At 28.8% G+C, this 15,839-nt stretch carries 13 protein-coding genes and 21 tRNA genes; 26 read left to right on the top strand and 8 right to left on the bottom strand.

The window, feature by feature from the left end:
• The first annotated feature begins 150 nt into the window (after positions 1-150).
• The gene (locus tag BEN51_RS11930) at positions 151-1,260 is read left to right on the top strand and encodes an ABC transporter ATP-binding protein (protein WP_119866248.1); all 1,110 of its coding nucleotides are present in this window, start codon (positions 151-153) and stop codon (positions 1,258-1,260) included.
• Positions 1,261-1,492: 232 nt separating this feature from the next.
• Here BEN51_RS11930 and BEN51_RS11925 read toward each other — a convergent pair whose 3' ends face one another.
• Entirely contained in the window at positions 1,493-2,200 is a 708-nt protein-coding gene (locus BEN51_RS11925) for a superoxide dismutase (protein ID WP_119866247.1), read from the bottom strand.
• Positions 2,201-2,318: 118 nt separating this feature from the next.
• Here BEN51_RS11925 and BEN51_RS11920 point away from each other — a divergent pair, with 118 nt between their 5' ends.
• The gene (locus BEN51_RS11920) at positions 2,319-3,821 is read left to right on the top strand and encodes an ABC transporter substrate-binding protein (protein ID WP_164704116.1); all 1,503 of its coding nucleotides are present in this window, start codon (positions 2,319-2,321) and stop codon (positions 3,819-3,821) included.
• 81 nt (positions 3,822-3,902) lie between these two features.
• Here BEN51_RS11920 and BEN51_RS11915 read toward each other — a convergent pair whose 3' ends face one another.
• Positions 3,903-5,423: a transcriptional regulator gene (locus BEN51_RS11915; RefSeq protein WP_236906218.1), complete on the bottom strand. Its 1,521-nt coding sequence runs from the start codon at positions 5,421-5,423 to the stop codon at positions 3,903-3,905.
• A 124-nt stretch (positions 5,424-5,547) separates the two neighbouring features.
• On the opposite strand from BEN51_RS11915, the gene rph reads away from it, so the two are divergent.
• The 23 genes from rph (at position 5,548) to BEN51_RS11800 (ending at position 9,281) form a co-directional block, all read left to right on the top strand.
• Positions 5,548-6,297 (top strand): ribonuclease PH, encoded by a 750-nt coding sequence (gene rph / locus BEN51_RS11910; protein ID WP_119866244.1) that lies wholly within the window; start codon positions 5,548-5,550, stop codon positions 6,295-6,297.
• Between the two features lie 2 nt (positions 6,298-6,299).
• On the top strand, positions 6,300-6,911 hold the full coding sequence (locus BEN51_RS11905) for an XTP/dITP diphosphatase (RefSeq protein ID WP_119866243.1): 612 nt from the start codon (positions 6,300-6,302) through the stop codon (positions 6,909-6,911).
• 9 nt (positions 6,912-6,920) lie between these two features.
• A complete protein-coding gene (locus tag BEN51_RS11900; protein ID WP_119866242.1) occupies positions 6,921-7,397 on the top strand; it encodes a metallophosphoesterase in 477 nt (158 codons plus the stop codon).
• A gap of 158 nt (positions 7,398-7,555) precedes the next feature.
• Positions 7,556-7,631 (top strand) — tRNA-Pro (locus BEN51_RS11895).
• A 13-nt stretch (positions 7,632-7,644) separates the two neighbouring features.
• Positions 7,645-7,718, top strand: a tRNA-Gly gene (locus BEN51_RS11890).
• A 74-nt stretch (positions 7,719-7,792) separates the two neighbouring features.
• Positions 7,793-7,869 (top strand) — tRNA-Arg (locus BEN51_RS11885).
• A 6-nt stretch (positions 7,870-7,875) separates the two neighbouring features.
• Positions 7,876-7,951, top strand: a tRNA-Pro gene (locus tag BEN51_RS11880).
• 14 nt (positions 7,952-7,965) lie between these two features.
• Positions 7,966-8,039, top strand: a tRNA-Gly gene (locus BEN51_RS11875).
• A 4-nt stretch (positions 8,040-8,043) separates the two neighbouring features.
• Positions 8,044-8,120 (top strand) — tRNA-Arg (locus BEN51_RS11870).
• A gap of 5 nt (positions 8,121-8,125) precedes the next feature.
• Positions 8,126-8,201, top strand: a tRNA-His gene (locus BEN51_RS11865).
• Positions 8,202-8,205: 4 nt separating this feature from the next.
• A tRNA-Gln gene (locus BEN51_RS11860) sits at positions 8,206-8,280 on the top strand.
• Positions 8,281-8,284: 4 nt separating this feature from the next.
• Positions 8,285-8,360, top strand: a tRNA-Lys gene (locus BEN51_RS11855).
• Between the two features lie 3 nt (positions 8,361-8,363).
• Positions 8,364-8,447, top strand: a tRNA-Leu gene (locus BEN51_RS11850).
• A gap of 18 nt (positions 8,448-8,465) precedes the next feature.
• Positions 8,466-8,540, top strand: a tRNA-Gly gene (locus BEN51_RS11845).
• 5 nt (positions 8,541-8,545) lie between these two features.
• Positions 8,546-8,619: transfer RNA gene (locus BEN51_RS11840), tRNA-Gly, on the top strand.
• 5 nt (positions 8,620-8,624) lie between these two features.
• Positions 8,625-8,701 (top strand) — tRNA-Arg (locus tag BEN51_RS11835).
• Positions 8,702-8,706: 5 nt separating this feature from the next.
• Positions 8,707-8,782 (top strand) — tRNA-Lys (locus BEN51_RS11830).
• Between the two features lie 5 nt (positions 8,783-8,787).
• Positions 8,788-8,863: transfer RNA gene (locus BEN51_RS11825), tRNA-His, on the top strand.
• A 4-nt stretch (positions 8,864-8,867) separates the two neighbouring features.
• Positions 8,868-8,942 (top strand) — tRNA-Gln (locus BEN51_RS11820).
• Positions 8,943-8,946: 4 nt separating this feature from the next.
• A tRNA-Lys gene (locus tag BEN51_RS11815) sits at positions 8,947-9,022 on the top strand.
• 3 nt (positions 9,023-9,025) lie between these two features.
• A tRNA-Leu gene (locus tag BEN51_RS11810) sits at positions 9,026-9,109 on the top strand.
• A gap of 18 nt (positions 9,110-9,127) precedes the next feature.
• Positions 9,128-9,202 (top strand) — tRNA-Gly (locus BEN51_RS11805).
• A 5-nt stretch (positions 9,203-9,207) separates the two neighbouring features.
• Positions 9,208-9,281: transfer RNA gene (locus BEN51_RS11800), tRNA-Gly, on the top strand.
• Between the two features lie 95 nt (positions 9,282-9,376).
• Here the strand turns inward: BEN51_RS11800 and BEN51_RS11795 are convergent.
• The 5 genes from BEN51_RS11795 to BEN51_RS11775 form a co-directional block, all read right to left on the bottom strand.
• Positions 9,377-10,456, bottom strand: a complete 1,080-nt coding sequence (locus BEN51_RS11795) for a DHHW family protein (RefSeq protein WP_119866241.1) — start codon at positions 10,454-10,456, stop codon at positions 9,377-9,379.
• A gap of 9 nt (positions 10,457-10,465) precedes the next feature.
• Complete coding sequence (locus BEN51_RS11790) at positions 10,466-11,518, bottom strand: MBOAT family O-acyltransferase (protein WP_335621836.1); 1,053 nt, start codon at positions 11,516-11,518, stop codon at positions 10,466-10,468.
• 404 nt (positions 11,519-11,922) lie between these two features.
• Positions 11,923-12,405 (bottom strand): DUF4358 domain-containing protein, encoded by a 483-nt coding sequence (locus BEN51_RS11785; RefSeq protein ID WP_119866239.1) that lies wholly within the window; start codon positions 12,403-12,405, stop codon positions 11,923-11,925.
• 14 nt (positions 12,406-12,419) lie between these two features.
• Positions 12,420-12,863, bottom strand: coding sequence for a hypothetical protein (locus tag BEN51_RS11780; protein ID WP_119866238.1), 444 nt, complete (start codon positions 12,861-12,863; stop codon positions 12,420-12,422).
• Entirely contained in the window at positions 12,853-13,338 is a 486-nt protein-coding gene (locus BEN51_RS11775) for an RNA polymerase sigma factor (RefSeq protein WP_257789698.1), read from the bottom strand. Before BEN51_RS11775 ends, BEN51_RS11780 begins: the two co-directional genes overlap by 11 nt.
• Before the next feature lie 241 nt (positions 13,339-13,579).
• Between BEN51_RS11775 and pulA the strand changes: the two genes are divergently transcribed.
• Positions 13,580-15,562 carry a type I pullulanase gene (gene pulA / locus BEN51_RS11770; RefSeq protein WP_119866236.1) on the top strand — a complete coding sequence of 661 codons (1,983 nt, stop codon included), beginning with the start codon at positions 13,580-13,582 and terminating at the stop codon, positions 15,560-15,562.
• A 120-nt stretch (positions 15,563-15,682) separates the two neighbouring features.
• On the opposite strand, the gene BEN51_RS11765 is transcribed toward pulA, so the two are convergent.
• Positions 15,683-15,759 (bottom strand) — tRNA-Arg (locus tag BEN51_RS11765).
• Positions 15,760-15,839: the final 80 nt, after the last annotated feature.

Genomic DNA, 15,839 nt, shown 5'->3' with positions numbered 1-15,839 from the left:
AATTATGATTTGATTAGTAATAAAGTTAGAAAAAATATAAAATACTTATTAAAAGATTGAAAAGGAGTTCAAAAGAAATATAATTAAAAATGTAAACGATATTAATGCATTGCTATAATATAAATAATAAATATTAAGGAGAGAGGAAATATGGCAGGTTTAAAATTAAAAAATGTTACAAAGGTATATGAGAATGGGTTTAAGGCTGTTGATAATTTCAATTTAGATATTGAAGATAGAGAGTTTATAGTTTTTGTTGGACCATCAGGATGTGGTAAATCAACAACCTTAAGAATGATAGCTGGCTTAGAAGAAATATCTGGTGGTGAACTATATATAGATGGTAAATTAGTAAATGATGTAGCACCTAAAGATAGAGATATAGCTATGGTATTCCAAAATTATGCTTTGTATCCACATATGACTGTATATGAAAATATGGCTTTTGGATTAAAATTAAGAAAATTACCAAAAGATGAAATAGATAAAAAGGTTAGGGAAGCAGCAAAAATATTAGATATTGAACATCTTTTAGATAGAAAACCAAAGGCATTATCAGGAGGACAAAGACAAAGAGTTGCTATGGGAAGAGCCATAGTTAGAAATCCGAAAGTATTCTTAATGGACGAGCCATTATCAAACTTAGATGCAAAATTAAGAGTGCAAATGAGAGTAGAAATATCAAAATTATATAATAAGTTAAACACAACTTTTATATATGTTACCCATGATCAAACAGAAGCTATGACTTTAGGTACAAGAATAGTTGTAATGAAAGATGGTGTAATACAACAAGTTGCAACACCAAAAGAAATATATAATCATCCAGCTAATTTATTTGTTGCCGGTTTTATAGGAAGTCCACAAATGAATATGACATATGGAAAGAATGTAGTTGAAAATGAAAAACAATATGTTAAGATATTTGAAAAATTAGTTGAAGTTCCAGAAGAAAAAGTTAAACATATTAAAGAAAAAAATGCAGAAAATATTGAAGTTATAGTTGGAATAAGACCAGAAAATTTATATCATACAAAAGATGACTTAGCTAAAGAAGGAATAATTAAATTTACTGGAGAAGTTGAAATAAAGGAAAACTTAGGAGCCGAAACATATATTCATGTTAAGAAGAACAATACAAACCTTATCATTAAATCTATGGAGGGAGCTGATTATAATATTGGAGATACTATAGAGTTTGGTATCGATCCAAATAAGTTCCATATTTTTGACAAGGAAGAGCAAAACACTATATTTTAGTTAGTAGTTAGGAGTTAGGAGTGTGGAGTTAGGAGTTAGGGAGCTGCCGTTGGCGGCTTCTCTTTTATGGTTATATATTGCTAAATATGCTTATAAATAAAAATACAAAATCATTGGTAAGAAATAATTATAAACAATAATTAATAAAGAGGGCTATACCACAATTGAATTTAATAATCAATTTTGATATAGCCTTTATTTATTTATTTATTTATTTATTCTACACTGAATTTTACTTTGTAAAATTCTCTTCTGCTTGTTCCCAATTAACAACATTCCACCAATTATCTATATATTTTCCTCTTTCGTTTTTATATTTTAGATAATAAGCGTGTTCCCATACATCTATTCCTATAATTGGTTTTAATCCTGAAGAAATTGGTGCATCTTGATTTGCAGTACTGATAATTGATAATTTATTATTTTTATCTTTTACTAGCCAAGCCCATCCAGAACCAAATCTAGATAAAGCAGCATCTTTAAATTTTTCTTTAAATTTGTCAAAGGATCCAAAAGTATTTTCAATTGCTTTTAATAAATCTCCTTTAGGTTCTTGATTATGAGTAGGAGACATTATGGACCAAAAAAATTCATGGTTATAAACTCCCCCAGCATTATTTATTACAGTCTGTCTAATATCTTCTGGTATAGAATTTAAATTTGTTAATAAGCCTTCTAAACCCTTAGAATATAGTTCAGGATATTTTTCAAGGGCTTTATTTAAATTATCAACATATGCCTTCTGGTGTTTGTCATGATGAAGTTTCATTGTTTCAGTATCAATGTAAGGTTCTAAGGCATCATAATTATAAGGTAGAGGTTTTAAGATAAATTTATTTTTTCCATTTTTTAGAGCAAGTGATGTTTTAGCAGGGAACAATAACAAAACAGAAAAAGTTAATAATAAAAAAACTTTTAATATTTTTATTTTATTTTTCATTTATATCACCTCAATAATTATTGTCCCAATAAAATAAAAAAATATTGATACAAATTATTGAGATTAATATTTTCAATAAATGTCTATAATTAAAAAAGAAAGTAAGGAGAGTGATATAATGAAAAAAATAATGCTAATTTCACTGCTTACAATATCTGTTGTAGCCTTTTTAATAGGTTTTATAGAAATTTCAAAGGAAGAAGAGGTAGAAAATAAAAGTACGATTACATATTCAATTTCATCATTTTATAATAATTTAAAGGAAGTTGGCAGTTTAGATATAAGAATACAAGATATAATATGTGCAACAAGTAAGGGACTTGTTGAGTTAGATTCATCAAATAATATAATACCTGCTTTAGCAGAAGGTGTTGAAATAAGAGACGATGGTTTAGAATATGATTTTAAATTAAAGTCTGATATATATTGGAGTGATGGAACTGCTATAACTCCAAAAGATGTAATGGCTTTTTTTAGGGAAATTATTACAGAAGAAGCGGAAGATAATATTGAAGCTGTTTTAAATGTATATGGAGCTAAAAAATTTAGGGAAGGTTATGGTGATTTTAGTCAAGATGTCGGGATTTCAATAGGAGAGGATAACATTGTGTTTAGGTTAAATTCTAAAGATGATAAGTTTATTGAAGAATTAACTAAACCACAATATAGGGTAAGAAAAAATGTCTTACTATGGGAGAATATAAAAAATAGTTATGATGATTTAATATATTCAGGGAACTATATTATTGCTGATATTAGTGAAGATAAACTAATATTAAAAAGAAATGAAAAAGCAGATAAATCCTTATCTGAATCTATAACTATAATATTAAATGAAGAAGAAGAAATAGCAATGGCTTCTTTTGAAGTTGGAGATAGAGATCTAGTTATTAACCCTCCTAAAAGTCAATTAGAAAGATTAAATAATGAAAATAAATTAATAACCACAGACTCTAATAATGGATTATATATAATATTTAATAATAATTCTGACTCTCTTACTATAGAGGATAAAAAAATAATATATTCAAAATTAAACAATGCAATGGAAAAATATCAATTAGAAAATACTAAGTTTATGGAATTAGCTGAAGGAAGCTACTTTAGACAAGATAAAGATGATTTATTAAAAATGCAGTCAAGAAAAGTTATGTTAAATTCAAGTAATGAAGAATTAAAAGTTAAGAGTTTAGTTATTGTTGCCGAAGCTCTAACGGAAAATAAAGAAATATGTGAATATATTTCAAATTATTTTTCAGAGAATACAGAAATAGATGTATCCTATAAGCTATTAACGGAAGAAGAAATGAATTCAATTAAAAATTCTAATTATTATAATATAGCTCTTATAAAAGGTGATATAACAGGTATGGGTAATACTGAAGATTATAATAAAATTGTAAATTTAATACCAGATGAATATGGAGAAAAATTAATAATAGCAAAAAATGAAGGTGAAAGAAGAGAGATATTTAAAAGTATAGAAGAAGAACTTTACAATAATTATAAAATACTACCATTAGCTTTTTATAATAATAATATAGCTGTAAATAGTAAAATTAAAAATATTATTTTTGATGGACATGGTAATATAGATTATTATAAAATAGGAAAATCATAAAGACTTTTTAGTCTTTATGATTTTATTATAATTTACAATAATTTTTAGATATAAAAATTATTTGCTAGTAAATAAAAAGTATTAATCTAAACATAAGGTTTCAATACCTGAATTTTCAGTGCTTTCAGTTGTTTCATCTCTTTTATAGTTTTTTTCATTTATATTATCACTATTGGAGTTATCATTGATGCTATTATCATTGTTATTATTAAGTTCAAGATCTTCAGGTAAAAGCCCCATTTCTCTCATAAAAGAATCTTTAAATAGATAAATTATTAGATTAGTAATAAACATATTTCTAAAACTATTAAAAGATGAGCTTGAAGCTGAAAATTCATCTCTTTTCTTAGAGTAAGTTATGCTCTTATTAAAAATTGGAGCTACACCTAGACTATTAGGCGTTGATGTAGTAGATGCTTTAAAGAAACTTTCTTCTAACATGTCTGCAGCTTTTAGAGTTAAAGCGCGATATCTTTCAGCATCATCTAACGTAGGTGCTTCAGGCCAACATGTAATTAGGCCTGAGTTTATAAATAACCTTTTATATAATGATGATATCATATCTTTATACTCATCATCTTCACTTAATTCAGTTGAATATAAGTATATTGCTAAGAAGTAGAATGTAATATCAAAGGCTGAATATTTAACTTCTTTCTTACCAGATAATTTTAAGAATATTTCCTTATCTTCATCGTACAAAGAAATAAGTTTATTTATAATTTCTTGTGATTTTTCTTTAAATGTTATCATTTGAGTATGTTTAAAGGAAAGCATTAAATTTATTGCAAATAATGAAGAATAATCTAAAGAATCAACATAATAGTCTTTTTCATCAAATTTATTTATTAAGTAATCAGTTAAATCAACTATTAAAATTTTCGCACCTTCATTTAATGAATTACTATAATAGATATTAACAGCTAATAATATTTTAGATATTTCTTCAAAGGAATTTTCATAGATTTTATTTTTAAATTCAATTAGCACTTGTAATATTTCTTCAGAAAATCTTCTAAAGTCTTTAGAGATATCATCTTCATTAAATAAAGTTGCATATAAATTATAAGCTACCATCATAAAAGCTTGATCAGAAAATTTAAATTTATTATTTTTATTTGTTAAATTAAATTCTTTATAGTTGTTTTCTGATAAATTTCTTTTTTCAACAAATACTCCTTCAGTATTTCTTAAGTTTGAAGAATAAAAATTTAGCTGCTCTCTTGCAAGTTTTTTATATATTTCTGAGTAAGCAAATAATTTTTCATCAGTATCCTTAAATTTTGAATAATAAGTACTTAAGTTAAGCATGTTTGTAGTCATTAAGGCATTAGTTATTGGATAAATATCTTTTTTAAAGGATTCTTCATCAAATCCATTATAATTTTTACTATGAATATAGTTTGGAGAAGATTTTCTATATAAACATAGTAGTGGAGAAAAATTACCAGATGTGGTAATATCAATGTTGGATGATGTTTTTTTATATCTTTTTATTGAATCAACTATCCCACATTTTGATTCGAGTACGATTGTTCTTAGAGCCTCTTTTGATAAGTGAAAAAGTTGGCCTGTTATTTCTTTTGGGGATAGCTTATTCATTCTAAAAAATGGTCCAATATATCGCAAATTTTTCACCTCTTCATTAATCCTTATATTAATAATATGAAGAAGAAATTAAAATAGTGCATAAATTTTTAGAATATTAAGAAAGGTAGGTAAAGGAATGAGAATAGATGGAAGAAAAAATGATCAAGTTAGGGCTGCTAAAATAACAAGAAATTATACAAAGTATGCAGAAGGTTCTGTATTAATAGAAGTAGGAGATACAAAAGTAATATGTACAGCTTCTATAGAAGATAAGGTTCCATCTTTTTTGAAAGGCAAGGGGGAAGGCTGGATAACGGCAGAGTATAATATGCTTCCAAGAGCAACGGCTACAAGAAAGATTAGAGATATAGCTAAGTTAAAAGTAGATGGCAGAACTATGGAAATACAAAGGTTAATAGGAAGAGCTTTAAGATCAGTTATGGATTTAAAGGCTCTTGGTGAAAAAACTATATGGATTGACTGTGATGTTATTCAAGCAGATGGTGGAACAAGAACTGCATCAATAACTGGTGCTTTTGTAGCTTTAGTAGATGCTATAAATAAATTGCATAAAGAGAAAGCTTTTGATATATATCCAATTAGAAATTTTGTTACAGCCATAAGTGTAGGTATAGTAAATGAAGAAAAAATTTTAGACTTATGTTATGAAGAAGATTCTAATGCTAAGGTTGATATGAATATAGTATCAACAGATGAAGGTGAATTTATAGAAATTCAAGGAACTGGAGAAGAGGCACCATTTAACAGAAATGATTTAAATGAGCTTCTTGATTTAGCTCAAAAGGGAATTAAGCAAATGGTACAAATACAAAAAGACGCTTTAAAGATGGATTCTCTTTGGATTGGTACAGGAGGAAGAGATTAATTATGAAAAAGTTAGTTTTAGCAAGTAATAATTCTGGAAAGATAAAAGAAATGAAAGAGTTACTAAGAGAACTTAGTATAGAAGTGTTGTCATTAAAAGATATGGGAATAGATATTAACGTAGTTGAGGATGGAACTACATTTGAAGAAAACTCAAGAAAAAAAGCTGAGGAAATATATGATGAATTAATAAAAAATAATGAAAGTAATTTTATTGTAATGGCAGATGACTCAGGATTAGAAGTTGATTATCTAAATGGAGAACCAGGAGTTTATTCAGCAAGATATGCTGGAGAAGATAGCAATGATAAAAAGAATAATGAAAAACTGATAAATAATCTTAAAGGTGTACCTCTTGAAGAAAGAAGAGCAAGATTTGTATGTCATATATCCTTAGTGTATGGCAATAAAGAATACATAGGAGTAAACGGAATAGTAGAAGGATATATATTAGAAGAGGCTAGAGGAGAAGGGGGATTTGGCTATGATCCGTTATTTTTCTATAAACCTTATAATAAGACTTTTTCAGAAATGACAATGGAAGAGAAAAATAAAATTTCTCATAGAGGAATAGCTTTAAGGAAAGTTATACAAACTATAAAGGGGCTTTTGTAGGAGGGAAATATGAAAATACTAGTTATGAGTGATTCTCATTATGATGTTCAGTCTGTAAAGTTAGTAGAAAAATATTTAAAGGATACAGATATAATAATACATTGTGGTGATGGTGCTCCTGATACCGAATTATTAATGAATTACTTTAAAGGCGAAGTATATGCTGTAAGAGGAAATTGTGATTTTTCAAAAAAATATCCAAAAGAAATGATTATAGACGTATTAGGTGTGAAGATATTTATTACTCATGGAGATTTATATAATGTAAAATATGAATATAACACAATATTTTTTAAAGCTAAGGAACTAGGAGCAGATATTGTAACTTTTGGTCATTCTCATAGAGCCATAATAGAAGAGTATAATGGTATCACAATAATGAATCCAGGAAGTGTATCCTTACCATATGATAGAAACAATAAAACAATAGCTTTTATAGAAATAAAAAATAATAAAAAGTACGACATATATTTACAAAAAATTTAGTTATAATTTTTGACATTTCTTTAAAATAAAAAAATATATTGTTATTTCTTATAATTTCTTTAGAAATCTATTGTATAAATTAAATTTAAAAAAATCTATTGACGGATTTCAAAAGCTATTGTAGAATAATCTTTGTCGTCAAGAGATAATAAATCTATCGGGGTGTGGCGCAGATGGGAGCGCGCGTGGTTTGGGACCATGAGGTCGCAGGTTCAATCCCTGTCACCCCGACCACTAAATTGAATAAGCGGGTGTAGCTCAATGGTAGAGCCCTTGCCTTCCAAGCAAGTTACGTGAGTTCGATTCTCATCACCCGCTCCATTAACAATTTAGTAAAAAATGTTGACAAGTGACAGATTATATTATAAAATTATTAATGTTCTTTTGAGAAATATGCGTGTTTAGCTCAGCTGGATAGAGCAACGCCCTTCTAAGGCGTGGGCCAGGAGTTCGAATCTCTTAACACGCACCATAATCTCGGGGTGTGGCGCAGATGGGAGCGCGCGTGGTTTGGGACCATGAGGTCGCAGGTTCAATCCCTGTCACCCCGACCACTAAAATTTAATAAGCGGGTGTAGCTCAATGGTAGAGCCCTTGCCTTCCAAGCAAGTTACGTGAGTTCGATTCTCATCACCCGCTCCATTAAGCGTGTTTAGCTCAGCTGGATAGAGCAACGCCCTTCTAAGGCGTGGGTCAGGAGTTCGAATCTCTTAACACGCACCATAATGGTGGACGTAGTTCAGTTGGTAGAGCGCCAGTTTGTGGCACTGGTTGTCGTGGGTTCGAGTCCCATCGTCCACCCCATCGCTGGGATATCGCCAAGCGGTAAGGCACCACACTTTGACTGTGGTATGCGCAGGTTCGAATCCTGCTATCCCAGCCAACGTGGTTTACTAGCTCAGTCGGTAGAGCACTTGACTTTTAATCAAGGTGTGCCGGGTTCGATTCCCGGGTAAGCCACCAAATGCAGATGTGGCGGAATTGGCAGACGCACTAGACTTAGGATCTAGCGCCTTTGGCGTGGGGGTTCGACTCCCTTCATCTGCACCATTTTAAAATAATAGTTTTGCGGAAGTGGCTCAATGGTAGAGCGCCACCTTGCCAAGGTGGATGTTGCGGGTTCGAGTCCCGTCTTCCGCTCCAAATATGCGGGTGTAGCTCAATGGTAGAGCCCTTGCCTTCCAAGCAAGTTACGTGAGTTCGATTCTCATCACCCGCTCCAAATATGCGTGTTTAGCTCAGCTGGATAGAGCAACGCCCTTCTAAGGCGTGGGCCAGGAGTTCGAATCTCTTAACACGCACCAATAATGTGCCATTAGCTCAGTTGGTAGAGCACCTGACTCTTAATCAGGGTGTCCAGGGTTCGAACCCCTGATGGCGCACCATCATGGTGGACGTAGTTCAGTTGGTAGAGCGCCAGTTTGTGGCACTGGTTGTCGTGGGTTCGAGTCCCATCGTCCACCCCATCGCTGGGATATCGCCAAGCGGTAAGGCACCACACTTTGACTGTGGTATTCGTAGGTTCGAATCCTGCTATCCCAGCCAACGTGGTTTACTAGCTCAGTCGGTAGAGCACTTGACTTTTAATCAAGGTGTGCCGGGTTCGATTCCCGGGTAAGCCACCAAATGCAGATGTGGCGGAATTGGCAGACGCACTAGACTTAGGATCTAGCGCCTTTGGCGTGGGGGTTCGACTCCCTTCATCTGCACCATTTTAAAATAATAGTTTTGCGGAAGTGGCTCAATGGTAGAGCGCCACCTTGCCAAGGTGGATGTTGCGGGTTCGAGTCCCGTCTTCCGCTCCAAATATGCGGGTGTAGCTCAATGGTAGAGCCCTTGCCTTCCAAGCAAGTTACGTGAGTTCGATTCTCATCACCCGCTCCAAAAAAGACAACTTAATTTAAGTTGTCTTTTTCTTTTGCATAAAAAGAAAAGGGCATATTGCCCATAATTTTAAATAATTATTCTATAAGCACTATTTAGTTTTTAATTATAGAACTATTATTAATAATAAGTGTATTATATAAAATAAGTATATCTTGATTATTAAATTTAATTATAGTATCTAACAAAGAAGGACTAATATATCTTAAATCAATTAAAGTTATCTTAGAATATCCATCAATTAATAGGGGAGCAAGAGAACTCCCAAAAGAATCTCTGAATATTATAAGTTCCTTACCACTTTTATAATTAGTATTTGTAATTTCAATAAAGGGTGTAGCACCGGATAAAAAAACATCGTAGGAATCAATAGAACCAAGTTTATCAAGGTTATAAATTGAACTAATGGAGTTATCATAATTTTTAACTATTGCTGCATTTATTGTTGAATTATTTAAATAAGTTAATGTATCAGCTTTTATATTTATTGGAGCATAACCATAATATGATCCGTAGAAGGGATAATAATTATTTTTAGTATAATTCATATTATTAATTTTAAAATTCATATTCTTTGATAACACTTCTATTATAGGAATAAGTTTATCCTGTCTCCAGTGAATATCTGTATTATAGTAAGAATCAATATTTAAGTAATTACTAATATCAATATATTCCATGTTATTTAAGTTAGATTTTATATAATCAAATAGATAGTCATAATCTAGAGTTAAATAGTCATCTGTTAATAGATAATAATTCTTGTCAGGAATTATACTGTAATAAACATTCATTTCTTTAAGATATTTCTCATAAAGAGAATTCAGCTTATTTACAAAATCTTCTAGGCTTTTTTTGTTTAAGGGATAATTAATTTTAAAAATCTTTTCGTTTTCTATAAAAATATTATTACTATCGGATTTTTTTAAAATTTCAAATTCAGTGAAGACTTTTAATTTTCTGAAGGAGTCCCTAAGAGGAAATTGATCTAAAGAGTAGTTTTCTAATTTTTCAAATACATCTCCTTTAAGTATGCTGTTTATAGTTATATAAGGAAATCTTGAAAGTGTTCTTCTTTCTAAAAAGGAAATTTCTTTATCTTTAGAAATAATATTAGTAATTAAGAAAAAGCTTAATATTATTATAAAAGAAAATGTAATAAATTTATTTTTCATAAACACCTCTTAAAATCTAAAATATAGAAAAGGATTAAAAGAATCATCGATTAAAAAAGCTGTATTTAGAAGCAAAGTAAGTATAAGAAATAATGGTTCTAGAAAATTAATTATAATATCTAGAGACTTTTTATTTCTTAATTTATTTATCCGAGTTTTAGCTATAGGAGTTGAAGATATTATTGCCGTTAATAATATTCTTCCATAGCTATTAATGTAATAAATAGTCTCTTTATTAATTAGTTTTATATTGGATGGTATAAACATTTGTTTTAAGGGAAAAAATACTTCTTTAAGGTTATGTCCGTTGAAAATTACAAAGCTTATTAGTACTAATAAAATTGTATATATATGTGAAAATATTTTATGTTTTTTAAGAAAATTACCTATTAGTAGTTTTTCAACTAATAATATAACTGCGAAATATAATCCCCATAATATAAAATTCCAGCTTGCACCATGCCAGAAGCCTGTAAGAAGCCAAACTATGAATATATTTCTTATCCATTTTAGTTTTGAAACTCTGTTACCTCCCAAAGGAATATATAAATAATCCCTAAATAAAGTAGAAAGGGAAATGTGCCAGCGTCTCCAAAAGTCTGTTATAGAGGATGCAATAAAGGGGTAATTAAAATTTTCAAGAAATTTAAAGCCGAATATTAAACCCAAACCAATAGCCATGTCGCTATAACCAGAAAAATCAAAATAGATTTGCAAGCTAAAAGCCAGGGCGATAGCCCAATAGGATAAGGAGCTCATTTCATTTAGATTTAATAGATCGTTAGAAAATTTTCCAAGAATATTTGCTAATAAAACTTTTTTGGATAAGCCTATGACAAACCTTCTAACTCCTAATGCAAATAGTTCAAAAGAATGTTTTCTATTAAATAGTTCCTTATGAATAGTTTTATATCTAACAATTGGACCAGCTATAAGCTGTGGAAATAAGCAGAGGTATGTAGAAAAGGATATAAAATTTTTATCAGCCTCAACATCACCTCTATAGACATCAATAAGGTAACTAATAGCTTGAAAAGTAAAAAAACTTATACCTACTGGCATAATGATTTGAAGAAATTTAATATTCGAGTTAAATAATAAATTTATATTAGCAATAAAAAAATTAGAGTATTTATAATATAGAAGGATTCCGAGATTAATTATCAGAGCTATAATTAGATAGTTTTTCTTTACTTTTATATTAATAGATTTTCCAATAGCTAAAGCAGAGCTGTAATTTATAAAGGAAGATAGAAGCAATAGAAGAGTATATTTGGGTTCACCATAAAAATAAAAAAACATGCTGGATAAAAATAGGATACTATTTTTAAACTTAAAAGGAACTATAAAATATAAAATTATAACTATTGGAAGAAAATAATATAGAAAGAATATACTTGAAAATACCATATTTCTCCTTTCATTAAAGGAGCTATCTATGATAGCCCCTTATTGTATTTTATTAACTATTTTAAACTTAGGAATATATTTTTTAGGTCTTCTGAATAGTTATTGTCCATAGCTAGTAATATTAAATTATCTATATTTTCAACAACTATATTGTCTTTTTCTACTCCAACACAAATCCATTTAAATGAATCTACATTTTCTTTTATATCATTTTTTACTTTTTCTATATCTACAGAATCTTTAACTCTTACTAGCACAACAGAATGGGCAGAAGGCCACATCGTTGGTTCAGAAGCAAGGCCTTCTTCAAAGTCAAGTTCATTAATACCTAAATAATAAGATAAATTATCTTTTGTTAATTCCGTTGTAGCAAGCTCTCCAAGATCTTGATTTAAATCATCATAAAGTTTTGTCATTATATTTTTTAAGCTTTCATTAATTGTATTGTTAGAACTAGCAGCTTTTTCTGCAGTACATCCAGCAAAGGCAAGAGATAAAGTTAATAACAATACTGTTATAATAGATTTTATTTTTGTCACTTTTTATTCCCCTTTCAATTTAATTTCTCATATTCCATAAAAGTATTATTAAAATAAATAATAATATTTTTATTTTTACCTTCATAAACTTTAGCGCCATAAAAATTACTATTAATATCATCAACAATAAATAAAACTTTACCCTTAATATCAGCTTCTGTGTATGTGATACCTGTAGGAACATACTTCTGGTCATTATAAGTAAATGTTTCATAGGATAAATCGTAGGTATTCATTGGTATCACTTCTTCATTAGGAGCTGCTTCTCTATTGTAGTTAATTTTAAATATAAAAATCGAAAGAATTAAACATGCTGCTAAAAGGAATGACTTTAATGGTTTTTCAAGTTTAAAGCTGTTCTTTTTTTTATTATTTAAAATATCTGAAAGAATTCTATTTTTTACATCATCATTAGGAAGAATACTGTCGAATGCATCAATTATTTTTTTATTCTTCATCTTCTTCATCCTCCTTGATAATATTTCTTAGCAAGTTTCGTCCGCGGCGAAGATATGATCTAACTGTAGAGTCATTCATTTTTAATTTTTCAGCTATTTCTTTAAGTTTGTAACCTTCATAGTAATAGAGATATATTATAAGTTTATATTTTTGGGGTAAATTCATTATTTTTTCAAATATATACTTATTTTCTTCATTAAAAGTTATAAATTTTTCTTGAAGGGAATCAATATTAATATTTTTTCTCCACCAATGTTTAAGAAAATTTTTACAATTATTTGATGCAGTAACTATAAGCCATGCTTTAATATGTTCTTGGTTTTTAAAAGTACCTTTATATTGTAGAAATTTAATAAATGTACTTTGTACTGCATCTTCAGTATCTTGGATATTTTTTAAATACATAAAGCATACTCGGTATACAGTTTCAAAATAGCTATTATAAACCTGAATGAACTCCTTGTCCGCACGCAACAAAGAGTTTTTCAAATTAAATCACCCCTCTCATAATAAAAACAAATAAAGATATAGAAATGTTGCAAAAAATAAAAAATATTTTTTATTATACAAAAAATATATAACCTATTTAAAAATAATTTTGTGATATTAAAACAACAAATGAATACAATATTTGTAAAAAAATACAAAAATGATATTATTAAATAATGGATAATATAAATATATATTATAATGTAATTGCTAAGGAGGGGGATATATGGACTTTAATTTAAGGGAATTTAATGATTTATATAAAATTAATGGAAATTTAGGAGCTATTTATTCTAAACAAGAAACTATTTTTAGAGTATGGTCTCCAATAGCTGAAAATATAAAATTAAAACTTTATGGAAAAGAAGGGTACGATTATAAAAGAGATTCTAGCGAAGTTATTCCAATGAGTAAATTAGAAAATGGAGTTTTTGAAGTAATAATAAAAGGAGATTTAGATGGACAGTATTATAATTATTTAGTTACAGTCAATGGAAAAGAGGAAGAAGTAGTAGATATATATGCAAAGGCAGTAGGTGTTAATGGTAAAAGAGGAATGATAATAAATTTAGAAAATACTAATCCAAAAGGTTGGAAAGAACATAAAATTCCTAATTTTTCTCCGATGGATTCAATAATATACGAAATGAATGTTAGAGATTTTACAATAGATTCAAATTCTACTTTAGATAAAAGTTTAAGGGGAAAATATAAAGGATTAGTAGAAGCAGGAGTGACATTGCGGGATAGCTCTATTAAAATAGGCTTTGATCATTTAAAAGAGCTAGGCATAAATACTATACAGCTTATGCCGGTTTTTGATTATAAAACAGTTAATGAAGAAAAATATAGTGAGGAAGAATATAATTGGGGATATGATCCATTAAATTATAATGTACCAGAGGGTTCTTATTCTACTAATCCATATTTAGGAGAGGTTAGAATAAAAGAATTTAAAGAAATGATAATGAAAGCTCATGAAAATGGATTTAAAGTTGTAATGGATGTTGTATATAATCATACTTTTGATACTGAAGAATCAAATTTCAATAAGATTTTTCCAGGATATTATTATAGGCAAAATCAAGATGGAAGTTTTTCAAATGGATCTGGTTGTGGAAATGAATTAGCATCAGAGAGATTTATGGTAAGAAAGTTTATAATAGATTCTGTTAAATATTGGGCAGAAGAGTATAAAATAGATGGCTTTAGATTTGATTTAATGGGACTTCATGATTTAGATACAATGATTGAAATAAGAAAAGAATTAGATAAAATAAATAAAAATATTATAATTTATGGGGAAGGTTGGACAGGTGGCTCATCAACACTAAGTTATGATAAAGCTTCTGTAAAATTTAATATAAATAAAGTAAATGATATGCAAATAGGTGTTTTCAGTGATGACATAAGAGATGCTATAAAAGGAGGAGTCTTTTATGGAAAAGAAGGTGGTTTTATAAATGGCTGGGATAATTATGAAGAAAGTTTGAAATTTGGAATAGTAGCATCAGTAAATCACTTGGATATAGATTATAATAACGTAAAGTATTCAAAATGGCCTTGGGCTAATGAACCCTATCAGGTAATAACTTATACATCAGCACATGACAATTATACATTATGGGATAAGATATGCTTGGTTGAAGAAGGATTAAGTGAAGAAGAAAGAATAAAAATAAACAAACTTGCAGCAGCAATAATATTAACTTCACAAGGAATACCTTTTATTCATTCAGGAGATGAAATCTTAAGAACAAAAAAGGATCGGGATGGCACTATTATAGATAATAGTTATAAGTCTCCTGATTATGTGAATAAAATTGATTGGCAAAGAAAAGAGAAATATATAGATGTGTTTAACTATTATAAGGATTTAATAAACTTAAGAAAAAAACATAGGATATTTAAATTTAACAAAGCATATGAGATAAGAGAAAATATAAAGTTTTTAAGATATGGAAGAGAAATTAATGATAGAAATGTAGTAGCCTATATTGCTAATGGTAATAAAGTTAATGATGATTTAGGAAAAATTGCTGTAATCTTTAATGGAAATAAAAAACCAATAGAAATTAAATTAGATCATTATAAGTTCAAAGTTATATTGGATAAAGATAAAATTGATGAAAATGGCCTATATAATATAGAAGGAAATGTCATTAAGGTAGCTTCTATATCAGCTTTAATTCTTTCCTATATTGAATAAGTAACAAGACTAATTTTTTAATAATTATTATACTGAATTACAAAGAAATGTATGTATTTGAAAGAAACTCCTAGGTATACCTAGGAGTTTCTTTCTTAATTATTCATTTTGAATTGTTTTTGGTGCACCTAGAGGGAATTGAACCCCCGACCACTGGATTCGAAGTCCAACGCTCTATCCAACTGAGCTATAGATGCTTGTTTTAAAGAATGCATAGTATATTATATCATAGTAAATTATTTTTTATCAAATAATGAATTATAACAGGTATATTATG

Origin of the sequence: Clostridium isatidis, from assembly GCF_002285495.1 — a bacterium.
Taxonomy (GTDB): domain Bacteria; phylum Bacillota; class Clostridia; order Clostridiales; family Clostridiaceae; genus Clostridium; species Clostridium isatidis.
This window is presented reverse-complemented; position numbering and strand designations above follow the sequence as displayed.

What these genes read in the sequence shown, in the direction of transcription:
- BEN51_RS11915 (WP_236906218.1), bottom strand. Translation starts at nt 5,423, where the DNA reads ATGAATAAGCTATCCCCAAAAGAAATAACAGGCCAACTTTTTCACTTA.
- BEN51_RS11920 (WP_164704116.1), top strand. Translation starts at nt 2,319, where the DNA reads ATGAAAAAAATAATGCTAATTTCACTGCTTACAATATCTGTTGTAGCC.
- rph (WP_119866244.1), top strand. Translation starts at nt 5,548, where the DNA reads ATGAGAATAGATGGAAGAAAAAATGATCAAGTTAGGGCTGCTAAAATA.
- BEN51_RS11925 (WP_119866247.1), bottom strand. Translation starts at nt 2,200, where the DNA reads ATGAAAAATAAAATAAAAATATTAAAAGTTTTTTTATTATTAACTTTT.
- BEN51_RS11905 (WP_119866243.1), top strand. Translation starts at nt 6,300, where the DNA reads ATGAAAAAGTTAGTTTTAGCAAGTAATAATTCTGGAAAGATAAAAGAA.
- BEN51_RS11900 (WP_119866242.1), top strand. Translation starts at nt 6,921, where the DNA reads ATGAAAATACTAGTTATGAGTGATTCTCATTATGATGTTCAGTCTGTA.
- pulA (WP_119866236.1), top strand. Translation starts at nt 13,580, where the DNA reads ATGGACTTTAATTTAAGGGAATTTAATGATTTATATAAAATTAATGGA.
- BEN51_RS11930 (WP_119866248.1), top strand. Translation starts at nt 151, where the DNA reads ATGGCAGGTTTAAAATTAAAAAATGTTACAAAGGTATATGAGAATGGG.
- BEN51_RS11780 (WP_119866238.1), bottom strand. Translation starts at nt 12,863, where the DNA reads ATGAAGAATAAAAAAATAATTGATGCATTCGACAGTATTCTTCCTAAT.
- BEN51_RS11795 (WP_119866241.1), bottom strand. Translation starts at nt 10,456, where the DNA reads ATGAAAAATAAATTTATTACATTTTCTTTTATAATAATATTAAGCTTT.
- BEN51_RS11790 (WP_335621836.1), bottom strand. Translation starts at nt 11,518, where the DNA reads ATGCCAGTAGGTATAAGTTTTTTTACTTTTCAAGCTATTAGTTACCTT.